Raw genomic sequence first — 21,777 nt, 5'->3', positions numbered from 1 at the left:
GGTTTGCAGCGGCAAGGCCAGCCTTGCGAAGGGCAGGGACTGGCCGATTGAAATTTCATTTCGGGTCATAACAAAAAGGACTGACCGTTAAAGGGCTGCGTGCAGACTTTTAATATCTGCCGCTAACGCATCGACCTGCGTAAGGTCCGCATCCCATGCAAACATGAACCGTGCGCCCCCTCCGATAAATGTATAAAAGCGCCAGCCTTTGTCCCGCAGGCCGTCCAGTAAGGATGCCGGGGCCTTCAGAAAGACGGCGTTGGCTTCTGCCGGAAACATCAGGTCCAGCCCTTCAAGAGGTTCAATTTGTCTGGCAAGATGGGCTGCTGCCGTGTTGGCGGCCTGACCGTTGCGCAGCCATGCGCCGCTTTCCAGTATGCCAACCCACGGTGCGGTCAGAAAGCGCATTTTGGAAGCCAGTTGTCCGGCCTGTTTACAACGGTAGTCAAAGCCGTCCGCCAGTGCGCGGTCAAAAAAGAGAATTGCTTCCCCAACGGCCATGCCGTTTTTGGTGCCGCCAAAACACAGTACGTCCACGCCGGATTGCCATGTCATTTCAGCAGGGGAGCAGCCGAGAGCCGCACAGGCATTGGCAAAACGGGCGCCATCCATGTGCAGGCGCAGGCCCAGATCCCGGCAGACGGCTGAAATGGCCTGAATTTCCGCCAGTGTATAAACCTGCCCGGTTTCCGTGGGCTGGGTAATGGTGACTGCACGCGGTTTGGGGAAGTGAATATCCGTCCGTCCCGTTGCCAGTGTGCGGATAGCCTCCGGCGTCAGCTTGCCTCCCTGTGTGGGGGCAGTCAGCAGCTTGGAGCCGTTGGAAAAAAACTCCGGCGCGCCACACTCATCCGTCTCAACATGCGCGAGAGCGGAGCAGATCACACTGTTATAGGACTGACAGAGAGAGGCCAGAGCCAGCGCGTTGGCTGCCGTGCCGTTAAAGGCAAAAAAAACATCACAGTCTTTTTCAAACAGGGTGCGGAAGGCGTCGGCGGCTCTGGTGGTCCAGAGGTCTTCACCATAGGCGGGGACATAGCCCTGATTGGCATCCTGCATGGCAGCAAGTGCTTCCGGGCAGATTCCGGCATAGTTATCGCTGGCAAACTGTTGGGTAATCTGTGTCATGTTTGATCTCTTCAAAACGGTTGAGATCAAAAGACAAAGCGACGACGCGCGTGGCATGGGTCCGTTATTGCCGGTCTTCTGGCCACATCCCTTCCTGCAAAACAGGGAAGGCACCACCTTGCACGGATGCAGGTTGGTGTCAGGCGTCGGCCTGACTCTTGATGCTTCTGACGCTACTCATAAATAGTCGATAAAAAAACGCAACAGTTTGTTGAGTATGGAAGGAAAGGGCCACGGAGGCTCCTTTCCTGAAAGTCCACGTTATTTTGTGGTATAGCCACCATTGACCAGAATGGTCTGGCCCGTCATCCACCAGCCTTCCGAGACCAGAAAACGGACGAAGGGTGCAATATCCTCAATGTCTGTCAGGCCTGTTTTGCTAAAGGCGGACAGGGCTGCTGCGGATTTATGATAGGCCACGGCCTCAGGTGCTTCCTGACCGTAGAAAAACGGTGTGTCCATCGGACCCGGACCAATAGCGTTGACTGAAATCCCGCGGGCACCAAACTCCTTGGAGGCCGCGCGTGTAAAATGTTCAACCGGTGCTTTGGCGCCTGCATAAGTGGAATAGAACGGCGTGTAGGCACCGAGGAGGGATGTCACGAGCGTTACGATCTTACCGTTATCATTCAGATGCAGTCCGGCCTCCTTAATAAAGAAATAGGCGGCTTTGGAATTGATGGCGAACATCTCATCAAATTCAGCTTCTGACGTCTCGGCAATCGGTTTTTTCAGCACTTTACCGACGGTATTGATGGCGATGTCAGGTTTGCCGATGGCGGTAATGGTGTCAGCAAACAGTTTGCTGTTGGCAGCGGCGGTTGTCAGGTCGGCCTGCAGGGCGACAGCCTGCACGCCGGCGGCTTTGAGGTCTGCCAGAGTTTTTTCCGCATCGGGGGCGCTGGCGTCACTGTTGTAATGAATGGCCACAGCCTTCACGCCGTGGGCTGCCAGATCGCGGGCAATCAGGCCGCCAAGGTTTTTGGCGCCCCCCGTGATCAGAACGGTTTTTCCTTTAAGTGTATGGTCTGCCATATCCGTTTGTCCTTCCGTTGAAAGAACCGCGGGATGCGGACTTTCATGTAGCAAAAAGTATCATCTCGGTTTCCTTAATAAATTAGTCTCTTTATACAACACTTGTCGTATAATACGAACAATAAGGCGTATGACCCGAGGGTTTCGTGGACCGGATTGATCTGTTTCGTATTTTTCTGCGTGTTGTGGACTCTGGCAGTTTTTCAAGAGCTGCGGACACGCTCAACATGCCCCGGTCTTCCGTTTCCACGGCGATTCAGGCGTTGGAAAGCCGGGTAGGGGCACGGCTGTTGTCCCGCACCACGCGTACAGTTACCACCACGGCAGACGGCAGGGCTTTTTATGATGTCTGCCTCCGGCTGGTGTCTGACGTTGAGGAAGCGGAGGGGCTGTTCCGGCGCGATAAAGCCGCTCCACGCGGTATCTTGCGGGTCGATATGCCGGGGCGTATCGGGCGGCTGATTGTGGCACCCGCCTTGCCAGACTTTCTGGAACGCTATCCTGAAATTGATATCGAACTGGGGGTGACTGACAGGCCTGTTAATCTGGTGGAAGACGGGATTGATTGCGTGCTGCGTATCGGCCCGTTGCAGGATTCCGGCCTGATTGGCAGGAAAGTCGGAGAACTGACTTTAATGAACGTCGCCAGTCCTTCTTATCTGGCGCGTTACGGTGTTCCGGCCACACCCCATGACCTGTCACAGCATCTGGCGGTGGGTTACGCCTCTGCGTTCAGCGGGCGGGTGGAAGAGTGGGAATGGATGGAGAACGGCCGGCTCTGCACGCAGGCAATGGCCGGACGGGTGACAGTAAACAGTGCTGAGGCCCTGATTGCCTGTTGTCTGGCTGGGCTGGGGCTGATTCAGGTCCCGGCTTATGACGTTCAGAAGCCTCTGCAGGCGGGAGATCTGGTGGAGGTTCTGCCAGACTGGCAGGCAGAGCCTATGCCGATGACGCTGCTTTATCAGCATCGCAGGCATTTCTCTCATCGGTTACAGGTCTTTGCGGACTGGTTGTGCGCATTACTGGAACCTTGCCTTCAGCAAACGAGGGCAGGGAAGCCTGCATAAAAAATACGGGAAAGGCCAGTCTGTGCTGGCTCGGGGCGTGACAAATCCAGCTCCGTATTGAAGAATATCCCGCATAATCAAACAGGAACCAGTCTTATGGCCTTTCAATTTTCCCGTCTGACTCAAGCCGCTCTGGCAGTCTGTACCATTGGCCTGCTGGCAGGCTGTGAGCATCAGACGCAGGACCAGAGCCGCAACAGCGTTCGTCCGCTGCGTATTCCTAATCCGGCAGCGCTCTACTGCACCAAAAAAGGTGGCACACTGAGCATGCAGCATGACGCCGCTAAAGGGCAGGTTGGCTACTGCCATCTGCCGGATGGCACGGTGATGGATGAATGGGATCTGTTCCGCCGGGATAATCCGCGTCCGGCAAAATAAGCACGAGAGCCGCGAGGGGAAGACCGCCGCGCGGTTCTGAATGGTCTGCTGTAAAGGCGGATAATGAAGAGCGGGCGGCGGCTTCTGGGCGAGTGTCTGACAGAAGATGTCTCGGCAGGGTGCGCTTGTATATTTCTGGCTACTGGTGGCTTTCACGGTCTTGCCAATGTGGTTTGGTCGGGTGGAGCTTCAGATCTCGGGTTGAACAGAACTGACCAGAAAGCTTGTTTGGATGAAGGAGGAGTTTTTAGAGACTGGCACGGCGATATTTGAGGGTGGTGAAGGTTCTGATTAGAGGCACGGAGCCAGTGAGGTTTCAGCCGTGTGACTTGCAGATATAAAGATTGCATAAGATATATTATGCCAACTAAATGAGATTGGCGGCTGAATTGGGAGGCTGTTCGGTTTTGGGAGCTGTGCGCTACGTGAATCGTGTTGCTCCACTGGTTATGACCTGTCTCTGACTACGCTTCACATGCTCATTTGGGCGATGTGACTGACATAATGATTTGTTTTGGAAAGATTTTCACAAGGCGAGCCTCAAATGCATCTCAGATGCTCCCAGAGGTCCGGAGAGTGCTTTCTGGCGTTTTTTGCGATGAATAGTCTGAGAGACGCCGAGGCCCTCTCTCCGGGCCTGTGACGAAAATTTACGTCTGGCACTTTTTTGTGTTTTTCACGCACCTTCTGGCCTGACGTGCCTCTCCCGATGTGGTGCGCATAAATTACCGGACAATATTTAAGTTACAGCGCCGTTCCGTCGCATCTGATGGCCATTTCTGTTTCAAAAATGACAAATAACGCCGGGCTGAAAGACATACGTCTGCTTTCCGGCTACAAAGCCCATGTGTGTGTGTGGAATAGCTTCCCTGCAAAATACGAAATTCTTCTGTGGAGAATGACCTTGAATGGTTATGGGTTTAGGTGCAATATCTGATAAATACTATTTCATGTAGTTGTTATTGGAATTCCAGAATGTCAGTCGGCCGGTCAGTTCTGGCACTGTTGCACTCTCAGGCTCAGGACCCTGTCAAACTTCTCAGAGCGGCATCTGCCCAGCTTGGCAACAAGGTGGGCGTTATGTCGTCTTTCGGTGCGGAATCCGCTCTTCTGCTGGCGTTTGTGGCGGAAGCTGATCCGGAGATGCCGGTGCTGTTTCTGGAAACCGGGAAACATTTCCCCGAAACGCTGGCGTACCGGGCTGAACTGGCACGCTTTCTTGGGTTGCGGAACGTGATTGATATCCATCCGGAGGCGCATGAGGTGCAGGAGCGTGATCCGACAGGCGAGTTATGGGCGTTTGATCCGGACGCGTGTTGCCGTCTGCGCAAAGTCGAGCCGCTGGATGCAGCAACTCTGCCCTATGAGGCTCTGGTGACCGGGCGCAAACGCTCTCAGGCTTCTACACGTGCGGCTTTGCCGGTTGTGGAGGAAAAACCCGACGGCCAGCTTCGCCTGAACCCTCTGGCGCTGTGGCAGGCAGAAGACATTACGCGGGAAATGGCGCGCCGTGGCCTGCCCCCGCACCCGCTTGTGGCAGAAGGCTACCTCTCTATTGGCTGTGCTCCCTGCACGCGCCCGGCTGGCCAGACTGCGGACCCGCGCGCCGGACGCTGGGCCGGGCTGGCCAAGACAGAATGCGGCATACACACGGCCTCCTGATGTTCAGGGCCTTTTCCTTCTTTTTCTCAGAACAGGTTTGACCAGACAAATGGACCATCTTGACCAACTCGAGGCACAGAGTGTCTTCATCCTCCGGGAAGCCTATCGCAAGCTTAAGCCCCTCGCCATGCTGTGGTCTCTGGGGAAAGATTCGAACGTCATGGTCTGGCTGGCCAAGAAGGCTTTTCTGGGCCGCGTTCCCTTCCCTGTTATGCATGTTGATACCGGCAAGAAATTCCCGGAAATGTATAAATTCCGCGATGAATACGCCAAAAAATGGGATCTGGACCTGCTTCTTGGCACCTGCCCGCCTGTCGAGGAAATGGACCCTTCTCTGCCGCCCGCAGCGCGTTCAGCCGCCCGTAAAACGGCAGGCCTCGCGGCCATGATTGAGAAACATAAATTACAGGGCGTGATTGCCGGTATCCGGCGGGATGAACAGGGTACCCGCGCCAAGGAACGTGTGTTCAGCCCGCGTGGGGCCAGCCATAAATGGGATATCCGCAACCAGCCTCCGGAATTCTGGGACCAGTATGCCACCCCACATGAAGAAGGCATGCATATCCGTGTGCATCCTCTGCTGTCATGGCGGGAGATTGATATCTGGCGCTATATTGAGCGCGAGGGGATCGCGCTGGTGGACCTGTATTTTGCCAAAAATGGCAAGCGCTATCGTTCTCTGGGCGATCAGGACATTACCAACCCGGTGGACAGCAATGCCAGCACGCTGGCCGAAGTCATTGCTGAGCTGGAAACCACCCGGACGTCCGAACGATCTGGCCGGGCCATGGATCATGAATCCGAAGATGCCTTCGAGCGGCTGCGTGTCGCCGGTTATCTCTGAGCCTTAGCGGACTGGAACCAGAATTATGACGACTTCTCTTCCCTCTTCTCTGGCTCTGTCTCAGGAGCCAGCAACGCCGATCGTGATTGTCGGGCATGTTGACCACGGTAAGTCCACACTGATTGGCCGCCTGTTGCATGACACGGATAATCTGCAGGACGGTAAGGTCGCGCAGATTATTGAATCGTCCAAAAAGCGCGGTCTGAAGATCGAGTGGAGCTTTCTGCTCGACTCTCTCCAGATCGAGCGTGATCAGGGTGTTACGGTTGACTCCACCCGTATCCCGTTCCTGCTGGGTAAGCGGGAATATGTGATTGTGGATGCTCCCGGCCATCGCCAGTTTCTGCGCAACATGATTACCGGTGCAGCGGATGCGGAAGCTGCTGTGCTGGTGGTGGATGCGGCGGAAGGTGCGCGTGAGCAGACCCGCCGCCATGCCATGCTGCTGCATCTGATTGGTATCCGGCATGTGCTTGTTCTGCTGAACAAGGTTGATCTGCTGGATTTCGATCAGGCTAAAGTTGAAGCCGTAGAAAAATCCGTCTCTGAACTGCTGAAAAAGCTGGATCTGGAAGCTGCACTCTTTATTCCGGCCTCCGCGCGGGATGGCGATAACATTGCCAGCCGGTCTGACCGCATGCCCTGGTATAAAGGGCCGACGCTGACGGAAGCGCTGGCACAGGTCCCCTCGCCTGCCTCCCGCGCGGAACTGCCTCTGCGCCTGCCCGTGCAGGATGTTTATCGCTTTGATGATAAACGCTACGTGGCGGGCCGCATTGAACGTGGCCGGGTGCGTGTGGGCGATACGGTGATTATCGGCACCCAGAAGACGCCCGCAAAAATCGCCTCCATTGCAAGCTGGCATACGGCTCCGCAGATTTCTGCGGCGGCAGGTCAGTCAGTTGCTGTGACGCTGGAGCCGGATGTGATCCCGGATCGTGGTGACCTGCTCCATTTGCAGGAGACACCGCCGGTTGCGGCATCGCGTATCCGCACCCGCCTGTTCTGGCTGCGTCAGGAGCCGTTGCGCGTGGGTGAGAGCTTCCATCTGCGTCTGGCGACGGCAGAACATGCTGTGACGGTGACCTCCATTGAATCCGTCGTGAATCTCGATGATCTGACGGAATATGCTGGTGAGGAAGTTCCGGCAGAAGGCTTTGCGGAAATTACGCTTTCAGCCGCTGAAACAATCCTGTTTGACCCCTTCACGCCCGGCACGGCCGACGGCCGTGGCGTTCTGGTGGACCGGCAGCAGCGGATTGTGGGCGGCGCACCCCTGCTGGGCCCGGCGGACATCGCGCAGGGTGAAAAGCTTATTCACCCGACGGGAAGTGACGTCACGGTGCAGGACCGTACCCGGGCCAAGGGGCATCGTGGGGGCGTGTTCTGGCTGACCGGCCTTTCGGGTTCAGGCAAAAGCACTCTGGCCCGCGCGACGGAATCTGCTCTGTTTGCGGATGGTGTGGACGTGACCGTGCTGGATGGAGACACACTGCGCGCCGGCCTGTGCAAGGACCTCGGCTTCTCTGAGGCTGACCGGACTGAAAACGTGCGCCGCGCTGCGGAAGTCGCCCGTATTCTGCGGGACGCCGGGCAGGTTGTGCTGGTGGCACTTATCTCCCCCCTCCTCTCTGACCGTGCCCTTGCGCGGCAGATTCTGGGTGAAGATTTTGCGGAAGTTTTTGTGGATGCGGACCTTGCGACGTGTGAGCAGCGGGACCCTAAAGGGCTGTATGCTGCGGCACGCTCAGGTAAAATCAGTGGCTTTACAGGCATTGATGCACCCTATGAGGCTCCGGTCAGCCCGGCCCTGCATCTGAAAACCAGCGCCGGAAGTGTTGAGTCCGAAACAAAAACACTTGCATCCTTCATCAAAGAAACCGTCAGATTATCAGGCGCGTTAAAAGCCCGCTCTTAAAAGCAGGGTAAATTACGGGTCAGAATGGAGTGCTGCATACGCAGCCTGTGTTCTGGCCCGTGGTGTTTCAGGATGATCAGATGAACATGGCGGCAGGAGAAGGACGGCTATGAGTTTCAGTCAGGCTTTGCGTGCAGCATGAAGCAGGCTGTTCTGTCCTTTTTGCGCGGTGGAGGCTCTGCCCTGCCCGGTTATCGGCTTGCGCTGGGGGCGACCCTTCTCTGGACCGGGTTTTTTATCCTCCTGCCCCTCTGCGCGCTGATGATTCGCCCCTGGCAGGATGGCGTGGGGGCCATGGTGGCGGCGCTGCATGATGCGCGGATGTTTGCGGCTCTGTGGACCAGCTTTTCCTGTGCGTTCCTTGCGGCTCTGCTGAATCTTCCTCTGGGTCTGCTGCTGGCATGGGCGCTGGTGCGAGGGGATCTGCCGGGCCGCCGTATTGCGGACGCGCTGATTGACCTGCCTCTGGCCCTGCCAACAGCCGTATCCGGGATTACTCTGGCGACATTATATGGCCCGCAGGGCTGGCTTGGGGCGCCGCTGGCAAAGCTGGGAGTAGTGCTGGCGTATAGCCGCACAGGCATTGTTGTTGCGCTCATGTTTGTCGGCCTGCCGTTTGTGGTGCGCACGGTCGAGCCAGTTCTGAAAAATCTGCCTCGCGATATGGAAGACGCAGCGGTTCTGCTTGGCGCAAAGCCCTGGCAGGTAGTGACGCGCGTTGTGATTGCTCCGTTGCTGCCCGCTCTGGTGACGGGCTTCGGGCTGGCTCTGGCACGGGGTGTTGGAGAATACGGGTCCGTTATTTTCATAGCAGGCAATCAGCCCTTCCGGAGTGAGATTGCTCCCTTGCTGATCGTTGTGCGGCTTCAGGAGTTTGACTATGGCGGGGCAACAGCCATCGCACTGGTTCTGCTGCTGATCTCGCTGCTCGCTCTGGTGCTGGTCAGCCTCGTGCGCAGGCGGCTTTCTGTGTGGGGTGAACAGGGATGATGCGTTATGCTCTCTGGATCGTCACCTGGGCGCTGATTGTGCTGGTGCTGCTGATGCCTCCTGCCGTGGTCGTCGTCGAGGCGCTGAAAACGGGGCTGGCCCCGGCTCTTGCCTCCCTGTCCGACCCGGATGCGCAGGCGGCTATCTGGCTGACGCTGGAAGTCACGGTAGTTTCCGTGCTGGTCAATACGGTCTTTGGTATTCTTGCCGCGTGGGTGCTGACAAAATACCGCTTTCCCGGCCGCTCTGCCTTGCTGGTGCTGGTGGAGCTGCCGCTGAGCATTTCTCCTGTTGTTTCCGGTCTGGTCTGGCTCTTGCTGTTTGGGGCTCAGGGCTGGTGGGGGCCTGCGCTGGAACAGGCCAGTATTCACATTGCCTTTGCGGTGCCCGGCATCATGCTGGCCACCATTTTCGTGACGCTGCCTTATGTGGTGCGGACCCTCGTCCCGCTGATGGAACAACAGGGGCGGGACGCGGAGGAAGCCGCCATGCTGGCAGGGGCTGGATTCTGGAATATTCTCTGGCGCGTTACGCTGCCCGGTGCACGGGTTGCCTTGTTTTCCGGTGTGTTGCTGACGACAGCGCGCGCGATGGGGGAGTTCGGGGCGGTTTCCGTCGTGTCCGGCCATATCCCCGGCATGACCGAGACAATGCCGCTGCATATTGAAAGTCTTTATAATGGATATCAGACGGTTGCGGCCTTCAGTATGGCCACGTTGCTGGCCGGGATGGCGATGATGGCTGTCCTGCTGCGCTCCGCGCCGGACTGGCTGGCCCGCAGGAAGGAGACGCAGGCATGAGTGTGCAGGTTGAGCATCTGGTGCGCTATGCGCCGGGCAGCACGCGGCGTCTGTTGAATGATGTGTCTCTGGATGTGCCTGCGGGTGCCTTCGTGGCGCTCGTCGGGCCGTCCGGCGCGGGCAAGACAACGCTGCTCCGGGCCATTGCCGGGCTGGATACGTTTGATCAGGGCACCCTTCTGCTGGATGGGCAGGCTGTGGGCTCCATGAGGGACCGTGCCCGCAAAATTGGGTTTGTCTTCCAGAACTACGCGCTGTTTCCGCATATGACGGTAGCAAAAAATATAGCCTTCGGGCTTGATGTTCTCCCCCGGTCAGAGCGGCCGTCCCGCTCCGCCATTACGGCACGGGTGCAGGATTTGCTGGACCTGATGCAGATTCCAGAGGCAGGAGCATCTTATCCGGGGCGTCTGTCTGGTGGTCAGCGGCAGCGTGTGGCTCTGGCGCGTGCGCTGGCGACCGGCCCTAAACTTCTGCTGCTGGACGAGCCGTTTGGAGCGCTTGACCCGATTGTGCGGCGTTCAATCCGCACATGGCTGAAAGGCCTGCATGAACGGCTTGGGCTGACGACCATTCTGGTCACGCATGATCAGGATGAGGCTGTGGAAATAGCCGACCGTATTGTGGTCATGCAGCACGGGCAGATTGTGCAGGATGCAACTCCGGAGGAACTGAACCGGAACCCGCAGACGACGTTTGTCATGGAGTTTCTGGGGGAAGCCCCGTCTTTTAACGGCGTTGTGCGGGAGGGGCTGGTGGTCCCTGATGAAGCCGGGGTTCTGCCTTTCCCCGCGCCTGAAACGGTTTCTCCCGGCCCGGTAACAGCCATCTTACGGCCGTATGAAATTCAGGTGCGCAGAGGGGATGAAAGTCCGGAGGCTGTTTCCCTTGTGGCGGAGGGAGCGCGCAATGGATATCGGCATTACCGGGCCCATCTTGCCGAGCGTTTTGTGCCGCTTTGGACGCCTGATCATACGCAAAATGACGTGGAATTGCAGGGAGGTGCGCTGCTGGATATCAGCCGGGCCAGATTGTTCCGTGACGGACAGCGCTGCGGATAGTTTTTCTGAGCCTGATGAGTAAGAGTATTTATCGGGCCCCTTCGTGCTTCTTTCACGATCACTCAAAATCAGGCGTGGTATATTGATAATATATCACGCCTGATGTAATTTTCCTCAGGGATTGTTCCGGAAAGGGATATGCTGTGGACCGCAGAAACAGTCGTCGGGATGCTGAAGGCAACAGTGTCATCACGGCCAATCGTCTTCTTGATGGCCGCATTGTCTGGCTGGCCGCCAATGGGCAGTGGAAGACTTTGATTCAGGACGCAAAGCTCTATCCTAACAGCACGGTGGAAGAGGCTTTAAAGGCCCGGACCGCGCACGCGCAGGAAGACGGTCTGGTTGGTATTTATGGCGTGCAGGTGACGCAGACGGTATCAGGCCCGCTGCCTGTTACCAGCCGTGAGAGAATCCGTGCCGCCGGGCCCACTGTGCATCCTGATTTCACGCCGGACTGGCACGCCCCCCACCCCGCGCCGCACGCCTGAACAGACGATCAAGATTGGCTTTACCAATGTCTCACGCTCCCTCTGCCGCGCTGCCTGTCGGGCATTATGCTTATGATGCTGTTGACCGCACGTTCCTGAAGCAACGCGTTGCCCAGTTTCAGGATCAGGTAGAACGCCGCCTGTCCGGTGCCCTGACAGAAGAAGAATTCAAGCCGCTCCGCCTGATGAATGGGCTGTATCTCCAGCTTCACGCCTATATGCTGCGGGTTGCCATTCCGTATGGCGTGCTTGATGCGGCGCAGATGCGCACACTGGCGCACATTGCCCGGACGTATGACCGGGATTACGGACATTTCACCACCCGGCAGAATATCCAGTTCAACTGGATCCGGCTGGAAGACACTCCGGAAATCCTGAATGTTCTGGCTGATGCGGACATGCATGCCATTCAGACCAGCGGAAACTGCATCCGGAATGTTACGGCGGATCAGTTTGCCGGTGCCGCGAAGGATGAGGTGCTGGACCCGCGTGTCTATGCGGAAATTCTGCGGCAGTGGTCCACACTGCATCCGGAATTCACGTTCCTGCCCCGTAAATTCAAGATTGCGATTTCTGGTAGCCAACAGGACCGTGTGGCCGCCCGCTTCCATGATATCGGGCTGATTGCGCGTGAGGGCGCTAATGGCCGCCCGGTGTTTGAGGTTTTTGTCGGCGGAGGACTGGGGAGAACCCCTATTGTCGGCATCAGGCTGCGCGATGATCTGCCGGAAGAAGATCTGATTGCTTATCTGGAAGCCATTCTGCGCGTTTATAACGCACACGGGCGGCGCGATAATATCTACAAGGCCCGGATCAAAATTCTGGTGCAGGCCTTGGGGGCGGAAGAATTCCTCAGTCAGGTCGATGCGGAATTTTCTGCGATGGACCGGTCTCGCTATCGCTTGCCGGAGGCTACGGTTGAAGCCATTCGTGCACGCTTCGGCGCTCCCAATTTTGCTCCGGCGGGAGATGCTGCTGAAAAACTGGTGGCCCAGCGTAAAAGTGATCGTGCGTTTGATGCGTGGGTCAGAACTAATACGCATGCTCACAAACAGCCTGGTTATGCGTCCGTCACCGTGTCGTGCAAACCGGCCGGTGGGATTCCGGGGGATGTGACCTCAGCGCAGATGGATCTGCTGGCGGATCTCGCTGACCGCTACAGTTTTGGGGAATTGCGGATCACGCATCTGCAAAACGTGGTGCTGGGGCATGTGCGGCAGGATGCCCTGTATGACGTCTGGCAGGCTCTGGAGAAAAACGGGCTTGGGGAAGCCAATATCGGCTTTATTACCGATATCGTTGCCTGCCCAGGGTTGGATTATTGCGCGCTTGCCAACGCACGGTCCATCCCGATTGCGCAAAAGCTGAGCTCCCGCTTTGCCAATGCGGATCTCCAGCGGGAAATCGGGCCGTTAAGGCTGAATATTTCCGGCTGTATCAATGCCTGCGGGCATCACCATGCCGGGCATATTGGTATTCTGGGCGTTGATAAACGGGGGGAAGAAGCGTTCCAGATTACGCTTGGCGGGTCTGCCGGAGGGGAGGATGCCTCGGTCGGACAAATTCTGGGGTCGGCTATGTCGGAAGATGAAACGGTTGATGCAATCGCCCGGATCATTGATACGTATCTTTCCAGACGGACGGCGGGTGAACGGTTTATTGAAACATGCCGCCGTCTCGGCACAGCACCATTCAAGGACGCCGCATATGCCCCTGCTTGAAAACGGCCAGATTATTCAGGACACTTGGAAGACTGCCGTTGAGGGTGAGCCTCTCCCGGCAGGCAATGTTCTGGTGCCGCTGGCCCGTCTTTCTGAAGGGCTTGGCCGTAATGATGATGCGCGGCTGGGTGTGGTGCTGAGTTCCGCCGATGAGGTTGAGACTCTGCGCGATGCCCTGCCCCGGCTGGATGTTGTTGTGCTGACCTTTCCGGTTTTTCGGGATGGTCGGCCTTTCACGCAGGCGCGCGTATTGCGGGAGCATCTTGGTTTTAAAGGTGAAATCCGCGCTGCCGGGCATATTCTGCCGGACCAGTATGAATTTCTGCTCCGTTGTGGGGTAACGACGGTTGTCCTGCCGGATGAGGCTGATCCTGCTGTCTGGCGGAAGGCGCATGAGGCATTTACGGTGGCGTATCAGCCATCTGTTCTGGATGAGCAGCCAGAAGGCTTTGCTCTCAGGCGGAGGCTGGCATAGCGCGGGAGAACGGGTGCTGTGCCGCGTCTTTCGTTCTCCGCCGGACCGTTTTTTCGAAAATTCCTTATCAGCACAATCCGGGGTTATCTGGGTTTCACCCTGCGCACAACGCGCTGGACCTTCAGTATCGACCCGGAGGCGCGCAAGTTTCTCACGTGTGAGGATGGCCGCACAGCTGTTGTGGCTTTTTGGCATGAGGTCCTGCCTCTCACACCTGCTCTGTGGTGGTGGGCGGAGCCACAAAACCCGTCCATGCGCCTGCATGTGCTGATCAGCCGGAACCGGGATGGGCGGCTGATTGCGGATATCGTCGGGAAATGGCGGATCTGGTCTATCGCCGGATCATCGGACACACGCGGTAAAAACAAAGGTGGAGCAGCGGCTTTACGGGGCTTGCGGTCCAGATTGCGGCATGGTGGCATTGTCGCCATTACGCCAGATGGCCCCAGAGGCCCGCGCAGAGAGGCCCAGCAAGGTGCTACGGCACTGGCTGCCCTTGTTAAAAAACCGATTATACCCGTCGGGGCGACGTGCCGGGGGCTCCGTCTGAACTCATGGGACAAGATGATTTTACCGTTGCCCTTCGGGCGCGGGCATTTTGTCTGCGGTGCCCCTCTTACCCTTTCGCGGGATAAAGAGCTTCAGGCAGAGCATAGTGCGGATCGTCTTCTTGCCCAGGCTATCACGCGGGTCATGGCTGAAGCTGAGCAGCCATGGGTGGATCGTCCCGGACGCCAGAAAGAGAAAATCTGGCTTGCGCCTCTGTCTCTCCAGCCATCCCGGGTCTGGCACTGGGTTGCGACGGGTCTGGCCCCTGCCCTGCCTTTTCTGCTGCGCTGGCGGCAGGTGCGCGGGAAGGAACTGCCAGACAGGGTGCGGGAAAAAATGGGCTTTGCCTCACACGCTCGCCCAACAGGTCCGCTCATCTGGTTCCATGCGGCCAGTGTGGGGGAACTTGTTTCTATTCTGCCTCTGGTGCAGCGGTGTCTGGAGAAAAAAATAAACGTCACGGCGTTGCTGACAACCGGAACGGTGACAGCCGCCCGCCTGTTGCAGCACCGTCTGACGCATCCTCGGCTTGTGCATCAGTTTGTGCCGCTTGACGTGCCGCGCTGGGCGCGACGGTTTCTGGCGAACTGGCAACCGCAGGCCGTGGTTTTCACGGAAAGTGAACTCTGGCCGAATCTGATTGGCCTGTGTCACCAGCAGAATATTCCTGTGGCGCTTGTTAATGGACGGATGTCAGAGCGCTCTTTTAAAAACTGGCGCAGGTTCCGTCCTGTCGCGCGGCGGATGCTGGAGCGGTTTGCGTGGATTGCCGCGCGATCTGACGCGGATGCTCAGCATTTCCAGCAGCTTGGAGCAAGATCTCTGGCCATAACTGGCGACCTTAAAACAGCAGCCCCGCCCTTGCCTGTGGATCAGGTGGCGCTGCAATCCGTGCAGCAGCAGCTTGCTGGACGCCCCGTTTTTCTGGCGGCGTCCACCCATGAGGGTGAAGAGGATGCGCTGCGGCCCGTCCTCCAGATTTTACAGGCACGTTTTCCATCCCTTCTGACCATTATTGTCCCGCGCCATCCGGAGCGGGGTGCGGCAATCAGTGCGCTTTTTGGAGGCGCTCCGCGCAGGGCACAGGGGCAGGTTCCGGCCCGAACGGACTCAGTCTGGGTGTGTGATACGCTCGGTGAACTTGGGCTGTTTTACCGGCTGGCGGATTTTGCTTTCATCGGGAACAGTCTGCCGGATGTCAGGACAGGCGGCGGCGGACATAATCCTTTTGAACCCGCCCGGCTGGGCTGTGCGCTGGCAACCGGCCCCCGTATTCAGAATTTTCAGGAGGCATTTGCCATTCTGGGTGAGAGCGTTGTGACCGTTTCTACGGCAGCAGACCTTGTGAACTGGGTGAGCGCTATGCTGGAAAATCCGGCCCGCCGGAAGGCCTGTGCAGAGCAGGCACAGGCTGTTGCGACTGCTAATATGGCTCTGCCAGAGCAACTGGCGGATAAAATTCTGGCACTTCTGCCCGCATGATACGTCCTCCCCGCTTCTGGTCAGACCCTCAGGCGAGACTATTGCCCTTTCTGCTTGCGCCCTGTGCTGCGCTAGTGGCCGCCTGTGCGGCAAACCGGCATAAAAAAACAGGGTGGAAAGCCGCTGTCCCTGTTCTGTGTTGCGGGAACCTTACGACGGGTGGCACTGGCAAGACAACTGTAGTGCTGGACCTCGTCGCCCGGTTAAAGGCGCGGCAGGTGGCCGTTCATGCGCTCACCCGGGGGTATGGCGGCTGCATTAAAACAACGACGCAGGTTGATCTTGCGCGCCATTCTGCGCGGGATGTGGGGGATGAAGCACTGCTTCTCGCCCAGCAATGTCCGACATGGGTTGGCGGGGACCGTGCGACGTCTGCCCGTGCGGCTGTTGCCGCAGGAGCGTCCTGCCTGATTATGGATGATGGTTTCCAGAATCCGTGCCTGTACAAAGATCTCTCATTACTGATTGTGGATGGCGCGGTGGGGCTGGGCAATGGGCATGTTCTGCCTGCCGGGCCTTTGAGGGAGGCTCCTGCTGCGGCTCTGGCACGAGCATCTGCTGCTCTGCTGATCGGCACAGATCAGACTGGTTTTCTCACGCAGTATGCGGAGCAGTTACCGGACGTTTTGCGGGCTGACCTGCAAACCGGGCAGGATGTGCTGAGCCTTAAAGACAAGCGCTGTCTGGCATTTGCCGGGCTTGGGCGGCCCTCCAAATTTTTTGAAGGCTTGCGGCGGGCTGGAGTTGAGCCCGTGCAGTGCCTCGCTTTTCCTGATCATTATTTTTATAAAGAGCGAGATATGACGCATCTCGCTACACTTGCCCGGCAGGCTGACGCACAGCTTGTCACGACGCCCAAGGACACTGTCCGGTTCCCGCTGGCCTTCAGAAAAGAACTCATGACAGTGGGTGTCGGGCTGAACTGGTCAGACCCGCAAGCCCCTGAAGCGTTGCTGGATCAGCTTTTGGGTCAGAGGGCGCTATGAGTGCGGCTCCTATAACGCGGCTGATGCGTCTGGAAGCATGGGCGGCACAGACGTTGCTTGATCTGTTTTTACGGATGGGGCCTGCGCGGGCATCCAGTTTTGCCGGGGGGCTTTGCCGGGTTCTGGGGCCTCTTCTGCCGGTTTCAAAAATAGCCGATAAAAATCTGCAACTGGCCATGCCTGAGCTTGATGCGGTGCAGCGGGCGCGTATCGTAAAAGGCGTGTGGGAAAATCTGGGGCGCACGGTCGGGGAGCTTCCGCATTTATCCAGCCTGAAGGAAAACACGCCAAGCGGACCGGGGTTTGAAGTTCAGGGGGCCGACTATCTGGAAGAACAGGCAAAGCGTGGCGGCGCTGTCCTGTTTGTCTCTGGCCATATTGGCAACTGGGAGATGCTGCCACCGGGTGTTGCCCGGCATGGCACGCCCTTTGCCTCCTTTTACCGCGCCGCCGGAAACCCTCTGATTGACGATATGATCCGTGACTTGCGGGACGCGGCTATGGCCCCTACCCCTATGCCTCTTTTTGCCAAGGGCGCCCGTGGCGCACGGGAGGCGCTGGCTTACGTCTCCAAAGGGGGGCGTCTAGGGATGCTGGTAGACCAGAAAATGAATGACGGCGTTGAAGCCACATTTTTCGGACGCCCTGCCATGACGGCCCCGGCTCTCGCGGCGATGGCGCTGCGCTACCGGTGCGCAGTCATTCCCGGCTATGTGGAACGGCTTGGACCGGCGCGTTTACGGATTGTGGTGGAGCCACCGATGGCGTTGCCGGATACCGGCGATAAAAAAGAGGATCTGCGCCTGCTGGTGCAGCAGGTAAATGACCGGCTTGAAAGCTGGATCCGGCGTAAACCGGAAAGCTGGCTGTGGCTGCATCGGCGCTGGCCGAAAGAGCTTTATAAAAAACACACCTGAGCCGATATGGGCGGCGGCCCAGTGCTGTTTTGAGGAGAAAGATGGTCGCCTCCACCCGGACTTCAGGATATGCTCCTGTTTTATAAAATGATCTGAAACTGGAGCCGTTTCCGTATGCCTTCACCCAGCCCCGCCCTTGCCTGCCGTCTGGAAGCCGCCCGTGCTGTGGTGCAGGATGCCGCGCGTCTTGCCATGTCCATGCGGCCTGCTCCGGGTGGCCCGGAGGGAAAGCAGAAATCCGCGCAGGACTGGCTGACGGAAGCTGATGGCGCTGTTGAAAACTTTATTGCCCAGAGGATGCAGGCACTCTTTCCGGATGATGGCTTTCAGGGGGAAGAAGGAGGCGTTGCCCGTGCGGGGAGCCTGCGGTGGGTTGTTGACCCGATTGATGGAACCTCCAACTATGCCCGGGGCCGGAACCGCTGGTGTGTCTCTCTGGGCCTGCTGGACGGGGATGAGCCGGTAGCAGGTGTGATTGAGGCCCCCGCGCTTGGCGAGGTTTACACGGCTCTGCGTGGCCACGGTGCGTTTCTTAACGGGAAGCGGATCAGGGCTTCACCGGTGACGGACCCTGCCAGTGCCATGATTGAGATGGGCTGGAGCAACCGGGTTCCAAAACCTGTTTTTATGGAAAAAATTGACGCCATTATGGATCTGGGCGCCATGCCGCGGTCTGGTGGTTCCGGTGCGCTGGCGCTGGCTGACGTCGCATGTGGGCGTCTTGATGGCTATATCGAAATTGTCATTAATCTCTGGGATGTTGCGGCAGCACTCCCCCTGCTGGCGGAAGCCGGGGCGTGTGTTTCCCCGTTTCTGCGGGACGGTGGGCTGACAGGCCCGGCAACAATTCTTGCGGCAAACCCGCATATTGCGCAGGCTCTGTCCTCTGCCGTAGGAATTTCTCTCGATTAAGCTGTGGAGAGGGATGGTATTCGGGCCATTCTGCCGCCACAAACGAGACGTAAGGCTTGGCCACTCATTCAGGCCCATAATGGAGACGACCAGAATGCGGTCATTTCACCGTTTTTCCTCCTTTTCTCTTGCTTTGGGGATGGCGACTGCCCTGAGTTGCGCACCCGTTCTGGCTCATGCAGCCGATAGCGGACAAACGCTGGTCGATAAGGCTGCGCTGACGGTGCAGGACATTTTTGTGGGGGCGACGGCGCAAAGCAATGTCGCCATCAATCTGGGCAAAGCCCGTGCCGTGATGGTGTGTCCTTCCATTTTCCGGATGTCTATCGCTTTTGGCGGGGCTGGTGGTGGCTGCCTGCTGCTGGCGCGTGATGCGCGTGGGTCATGGTCTGATCCGGCATTTTATACGCTCAGCACGGCATCCTTTGGTATTCAGCTCGGCGTGCAGAATTCTCAGGCCATGTTTTTTGTCATGACGGACCGTGGGTTGCAGGCGTTGCTGGATAGCCAGTTTCAGTTTGGTGCCAATGCGGGCGTTTCCTTCGCGACCCTCAGCAGTAATGTTGAGCGGGGTAATGCAGGGGCCAGCAATACGGATATTCTCGTTGCGCAGAAATCTCAGGGGCTTTTTGCTGGCGCGGCGTTGGGTGGCACAAAGCTGACAGTTAACAGTGATGCCAACCGGTCTTATTACAGCCAGAGCGTGGGGCCGGAAGATATCGTCGTGTCCATGCGCGTCAACAATCCGGGAGCTGACCCGCTGCGCAGTGTGCTGACCCGTTATGGCAAAATGGCTCCTTCTACAGGGACCACGGGGAAAACGGCCACTTCAGCACGGCGGAGTGCTGCAACCGACACGGACACAATCGGCAGCGATTCCGTCAGCACAACTGGCTCGGGCAGTATGGGCAGCGTAAAGCATGAAAATCTGGCTCCGATAAAATGAGCCTGAGGGCGCGAAGCTATCGCGCCTTCTATAACGTTACCTCGTGCCCCTATTGCCGGGGCGTGAGGACGTGATCCGCCTGTTTTTTTGCCGAAAAATCTGCACATTTTTATTATGTTCAGCGAGGCTGGCCGCAAAATTATGGCCTCCCTGCCCGTTCGCCACAAAATACAACATGGTTCCGCTTGCCGGGTGCGCCACGGCCTCCAGCGAGGAGAGGCCGGGTGAGCAGATTGGCCCCGGTGGGAGGCCTGCGTTGGCGTAGGTGTTGTACGGACTGGTGATCTGAAGGTCCGAATGTGTCAGCGGCCTGCCCAGGGGAGAGGCCCCGTTCGTCAGGGCATAAATCACTGTCGGGTCCGTTTGCAGCTTCATCCCCTGTTGCAGGCGGTTGATGAAGACCCGTGCCACAAGTGACCGCTCAGCAGGAAGAGCGGTTTCTTTTTCCACCAGAGAAGCCAGCGTCACAAATGCCTGTTCATCAGGAATTTCCGGCACCGGAGTGCGTTTCTCCCACAGTGTCTGAACTGCTTTTGTCATGGCGGTCTGCATGCGTCCCAGCATCTTCTGCCTGCTGGTATTCCGCAAATAACTATAGGTTTCTGGCATGATGCTGCCTTCAGGCGGCAACGGGGCATCGTCTGTCAGAAAAGGGGCGGATTGAAGCAAGGCCTGAATCTGATGCGCTGTCAGCCCTTCCGGAATGGTCAGCCTGTGCAGAACCGGACGGCCGTGGCGCAGAATACGCAAAGCCTCTTGCATGGAGACAAAGGCCGGGAAATGCAGTTCCGCGGCATGCAACTGGCCGTCTTTGCGGGTCAGCAGCACAGCGGCTAGAGAAAGGCGTTCTGTCCAGAACCCGGAGTGAAGAACTCCAGCCTGCTGTAAGGTATGAATTGTGCTGAGATAGTCGCCATGCGGAATGACAACATCGGTTTCCTGAGCGAGTGGCCCCGGATTTTTATAATCAAACCATGCTTTAAGGGTGGTTCCCCCTGCTCCCAGAAGGAGCAGAAGGAACACGACCGATAAGAACCTGCGCATATCGTCCTGTATCAGACGCCGCGCACAACCAGACTGGCATTTGTGCCGCCAAAGCCGAAGCTGTTGGACAGAGCAACATTAATCTGCCGCTGCTGCGCTGTATGCGCGACCCGGTCAATCACGCTTTCGCGTGACGGGTTATCAAGGTTAAGCGTGGGAGGTGCCACGTTGTCACGGATGGCAAGCATGCAGAAAATGGCTTCAATCGCCCCCGCAGCACCCAGCAGATGTCCGGTGGCGGATTTGGTAGAAGACATTGCCAGCGTGCGGGCATCATCCCCAAACAGACGCTCGACAGCTTCAAGCTCAAGGTCGTCCGCCATTGTGGAAGTGCCGTGGGCGTTGACGTAGCCGATATCTGCCGGTGTAACGCCAGCGCTTTTCAAAGCTGAGCGCATGGCGCGAAATGCCCCGTAATGCCCTTCTGCCGGTGCCGTAATGTGGTAGGCATCCCCGGACATGCCATACCCTACGATTTCCGCGTAGATCTTGGCGCCACGGGCCTTGGCATGTTCGTACTCTTCGAGCACGACCACACCGGAGCCTTCCCCCATGACAAAACCGTCACGGTCTTTGTCCCACGGGCGAGAGGCTTTTTCCGGTGTTGCATTAAACCCGGTTGAAAGCGCTCTGGCGGAGCAGAACCCGGCAATTCCCAGCGGGCAGACAGTAGCTTCTGCGCCACCTGCCACCATTACATCGGCATCCCCGAACATGATGAGCCGTGCGGCGTCACCAATGGCATGCACACCGGTTGCACAGGCTGTCACCACAGAATGGTTAGGCCCCTGAAAACCGTATTTGATGGACACATGCCCGGAGACAAGATTGATGAGGGCTGATGGAATGAAGAAGGGGGAGAGACGTTTTGCACGCCCTTCATGCACCGTGATGGAGGCGTCATAAATGGTCTGGAGACCACCAATGCCCGAGCCAATCATCACACCTGTGGCGCATTTTTCTTCTTCAGTCTGAGGTTTCCAGCCGGAATCCTCCACAGCTTCAGTCGCTGCGACCAGTCCCATATGAATGAAACGGTCCATCTTGCGCTGGTCTTTGACCGAGACCCAGTCAGAAAGCGTCAGCTTTCCTTCAGAAGTCGGTCCTTCCGGCACCTGTCCGGCAACCTGCGCAGGCAGATCGCTGGGGTCAAAATGCGTGATTCGACCAATCCCGCTTTCCCCTGCGATCAGACGTGACCATACGTTTTCGACACCGAGGCCCAGAGGACCCACCATGCCCATACCGGTGACGACGACGCGTCTCCGGCCCGAATTTGCTCCGGCCGACTGCAACAAACCAGCCCGCTCCCCGCTTGAATCTGTATGGCCCCTCAAGGAGTGAGGGACCTTCTGTTAGTCCGCAAAAATA

The 21,777-nt window shown here is 57.7% G+C and carries 20 protein-coding genes and 1 riboswitch; of the genes, 16 read left to right on the top strand and 4 right to left on the bottom strand.

Going from position 1 to position 21,777, the window contains the following annotated elements:
• Nucleotides 1-87 precede the first annotated feature (87 nt).
• Together KP699_RS03180 and KP699_RS03175 are read right to left on the bottom strand one after the other, a co-directional pair.
• Nucleotides 88-1,128 carry a low specificity L-threonine aldolase gene (locus tag KP699_RS03180; RefSeq protein ID WP_215761607.1) on the bottom strand — a complete coding sequence of 347 codons (1,041 nt, stop codon included), beginning with the start codon at nucleotides 1,126-1,128 and terminating at the stop codon, nucleotides 88-90.
• Nucleotides 1,129-1,181: 53 nt separating this feature from the next.
• A riboswitch (SAM-I-IV-variant riboswitch) is annotated at nucleotides 1,182-1,298 on the bottom strand.
• 91 nt (nucleotides 1,299-1,389) lie between these two features.
• Nucleotides 1,390-2,163 carry an SDR family oxidoreductase gene (locus KP699_RS03175; RefSeq protein ID WP_215761606.1) on the bottom strand — a complete coding sequence of 258 codons (774 nt, stop codon included), beginning with the start codon at nucleotides 2,161-2,163 and terminating at the stop codon, nucleotides 1,390-1,392.
• A gap of 146 nt (nucleotides 2,164-2,309) precedes the next feature.
• On the opposite strand from KP699_RS03175, the gene KP699_RS03170 reads away from it, so the two are divergent.
• The 16 genes from KP699_RS03170 to KP699_RS03095 all read left to right on the top strand — a co-directional run bounded on the left by KP699_RS03170 (nucleotide 2,310) and on the right by KP699_RS03095 (nucleotide 19,362).
• Nucleotides 2,310-3,233: a LysR family transcriptional regulator gene (locus KP699_RS03170; RefSeq protein ID WP_215761605.1), complete on the top strand. Its 924-nt coding sequence runs from the start codon at nucleotides 2,310-2,312 to the stop codon at nucleotides 3,231-3,233.
• A gap of 96 nt (nucleotides 3,234-3,329) precedes the next feature.
• Nucleotides 3,330-3,611, top strand: a complete 282-nt coding sequence (locus tag KP699_RS03165; RefSeq protein WP_077929978.1) for a DUF333 domain-containing protein — start codon at nucleotides 3,330-3,332, stop codon at nucleotides 3,609-3,611.
• Between the two features lie 975 nt (nucleotides 3,612-4,586).
• Complete coding sequence (locus tag KP699_RS03160) at nucleotides 4,587-5,273, top strand: phosphoadenylyl-sulfate reductase (protein ID WP_215761604.1); 687 nt, start codon at nucleotides 4,587-4,589, stop codon at nucleotides 5,271-5,273.
• Between the two features lie 49 nt (nucleotides 5,274-5,322).
• Nucleotides 5,323-6,117, top strand: a complete 795-nt coding sequence (gene cysD, locus KP699_RS03155; protein ID WP_215761603.1) for a sulfate adenylyltransferase subunit CysD — start codon at nucleotides 5,323-5,325, stop codon at nucleotides 6,115-6,117.
• 25 nt (nucleotides 6,118-6,142) lie between these two features.
• Complete coding sequence (gene cysC, locus KP699_RS03150) at nucleotides 6,143-8,035, top strand: adenylyl-sulfate kinase (protein ID WP_215761602.1); 1,893 nt, start codon at nucleotides 6,143-6,145, stop codon at nucleotides 8,033-8,035.
• A 138-nt stretch (nucleotides 8,036-8,173) separates the two neighbouring features.
• Nucleotides 8,174-9,025, top strand: coding sequence for a sulfate ABC transporter permease subunit CysT (cysT, locus tag KP699_RS03145; protein WP_215761601.1), 852 nt, complete (start codon nucleotides 8,174-8,176; stop codon nucleotides 9,023-9,025).
• Nucleotides 9,022-9,825, top strand: coding sequence for a sulfate ABC transporter permease (locus tag KP699_RS03140; protein ID WP_215761600.1), 804 nt, complete (start codon nucleotides 9,022-9,024; stop codon nucleotides 9,823-9,825). Before cysT ends, KP699_RS03140 begins: the two co-directional genes overlap by 4 nt.
• Nucleotides 9,822-10,886 carry a sulfate/molybdate ABC transporter ATP-binding protein gene (locus KP699_RS03135; protein WP_215761599.1) on the top strand — a complete coding sequence of 355 codons (1,065 nt, stop codon included), beginning with the start codon at nucleotides 9,822-9,824 and terminating at the stop codon, nucleotides 10,884-10,886. The genes KP699_RS03140 and KP699_RS03135 overlap by 4 nt, the downstream gene beginning before the upstream one ends.
• Nucleotides 10,887-11,029: 143 nt before the next feature.
• Nucleotides 11,030-11,374 carry a DUF2849 domain-containing protein gene (locus KP699_RS03130; protein WP_215761598.1) on the top strand — a complete coding sequence of 115 codons (345 nt, stop codon included), beginning with the start codon at nucleotides 11,030-11,032 and terminating at the stop codon, nucleotides 11,372-11,374.
• A 26-nt stretch (nucleotides 11,375-11,400) separates the two neighbouring features.
• Nucleotides 11,401-13,095, top strand: coding sequence for a nitrite/sulfite reductase (locus tag KP699_RS03125; protein WP_215761597.1), 1,695 nt, complete (start codon nucleotides 11,401-11,403; stop codon nucleotides 13,093-13,095).
• Entirely contained in the window at nucleotides 13,082-13,570 is a 489-nt protein-coding gene (locus tag KP699_RS03120; protein ID WP_215761596.1) for a DUF934 domain-containing protein, read from the top strand. The genes KP699_RS03125 and KP699_RS03120 overlap by 14 nt, the downstream gene beginning before the upstream one ends.
• Before the next feature lie 18 nt (nucleotides 13,571-13,588).
• Nucleotides 13,589-15,601 (top strand): glycosyltransferase N-terminal domain-containing protein, encoded by a 2,013-nt coding sequence (locus KP699_RS03115; RefSeq protein WP_215761595.1) that lies wholly within the window; start codon nucleotides 13,589-13,591, stop codon nucleotides 15,599-15,601.
• Nucleotides 15,601-16,587 carry a tetraacyldisaccharide 4'-kinase gene (lpxK, locus tag KP699_RS03110; protein WP_374196875.1) on the top strand — a complete coding sequence of 329 codons (987 nt, stop codon included), beginning with the start codon at nucleotides 15,601-15,603 and terminating at the stop codon, nucleotides 16,585-16,587. Before KP699_RS03115 ends, lpxK begins: the two co-directional genes overlap by 1 nt.
• On the top strand, nucleotides 16,584-17,504 hold the full coding sequence (locus KP699_RS03105; protein WP_215761593.1) for a lysophospholipid acyltransferase family protein: 921 nt from the start codon (nucleotides 16,584-16,586) through the stop codon (nucleotides 17,502-17,504). Before lpxK ends, KP699_RS03105 begins: the two co-directional genes overlap by 4 nt.
• 114 nt (nucleotides 17,505-17,618) lie before the next feature.
• Entirely contained in the window at nucleotides 17,619-18,416 is a 798-nt protein-coding gene (locus KP699_RS03100) for an inositol monophosphatase (protein WP_215761592.1), read from the top strand.
• Between the two features lie 94 nt (nucleotides 18,417-18,510).
• The gene (locus KP699_RS03095; RefSeq protein ID WP_374196869.1) at nucleotides 18,511-19,362 is read left to right on the top strand and encodes a lipid-binding SYLF domain-containing protein; all 852 of its coding nucleotides are present in this window, start codon (nucleotides 18,511-18,513) and stop codon (nucleotides 19,360-19,362) included.
• Nucleotides 19,363-19,398: 36 nt separating this feature from the next.
• Here the strand turns inward: KP699_RS03095 and mltG are convergent, their stop codons facing one another.
• Together mltG and fabF are read right to left on the bottom strand one after the other, a co-directional pair.
• The gene (mltG, locus tag KP699_RS03090) at nucleotides 19,399-20,406 is read right to left on the bottom strand and encodes an endolytic transglycosylase MltG (RefSeq protein WP_215761590.1); all 1,008 of its coding nucleotides are present in this window, start codon (nucleotides 20,404-20,406) and stop codon (nucleotides 19,399-19,401) included.
• Nucleotides 20,407-20,417: 11 nt separating this feature from the next.
• Nucleotides 20,418-21,704 (bottom strand): beta-ketoacyl-ACP synthase II, encoded by a 1,287-nt coding sequence (gene fabF / locus KP699_RS03085; RefSeq protein WP_035373290.1) that lies wholly within the window; start codon nucleotides 21,702-21,704, stop codon nucleotides 20,418-20,420.
• Nucleotides 21,705-21,777 lie beyond the last annotated feature (73 nt).

The organism is Acetobacter sp. P1H12_c (genome assembly GCF_018811975.1).
Classification (GTDB): Bacteria; Pseudomonadota; Alphaproteobacteria; order Acetobacterales; family Acetobacteraceae; genus Acetobacter; species Acetobacter persici.
Note: the sequence above shows the minus strand (reverse complement) of the source record. Positions and strands in the feature narration are given on the sequence as shown.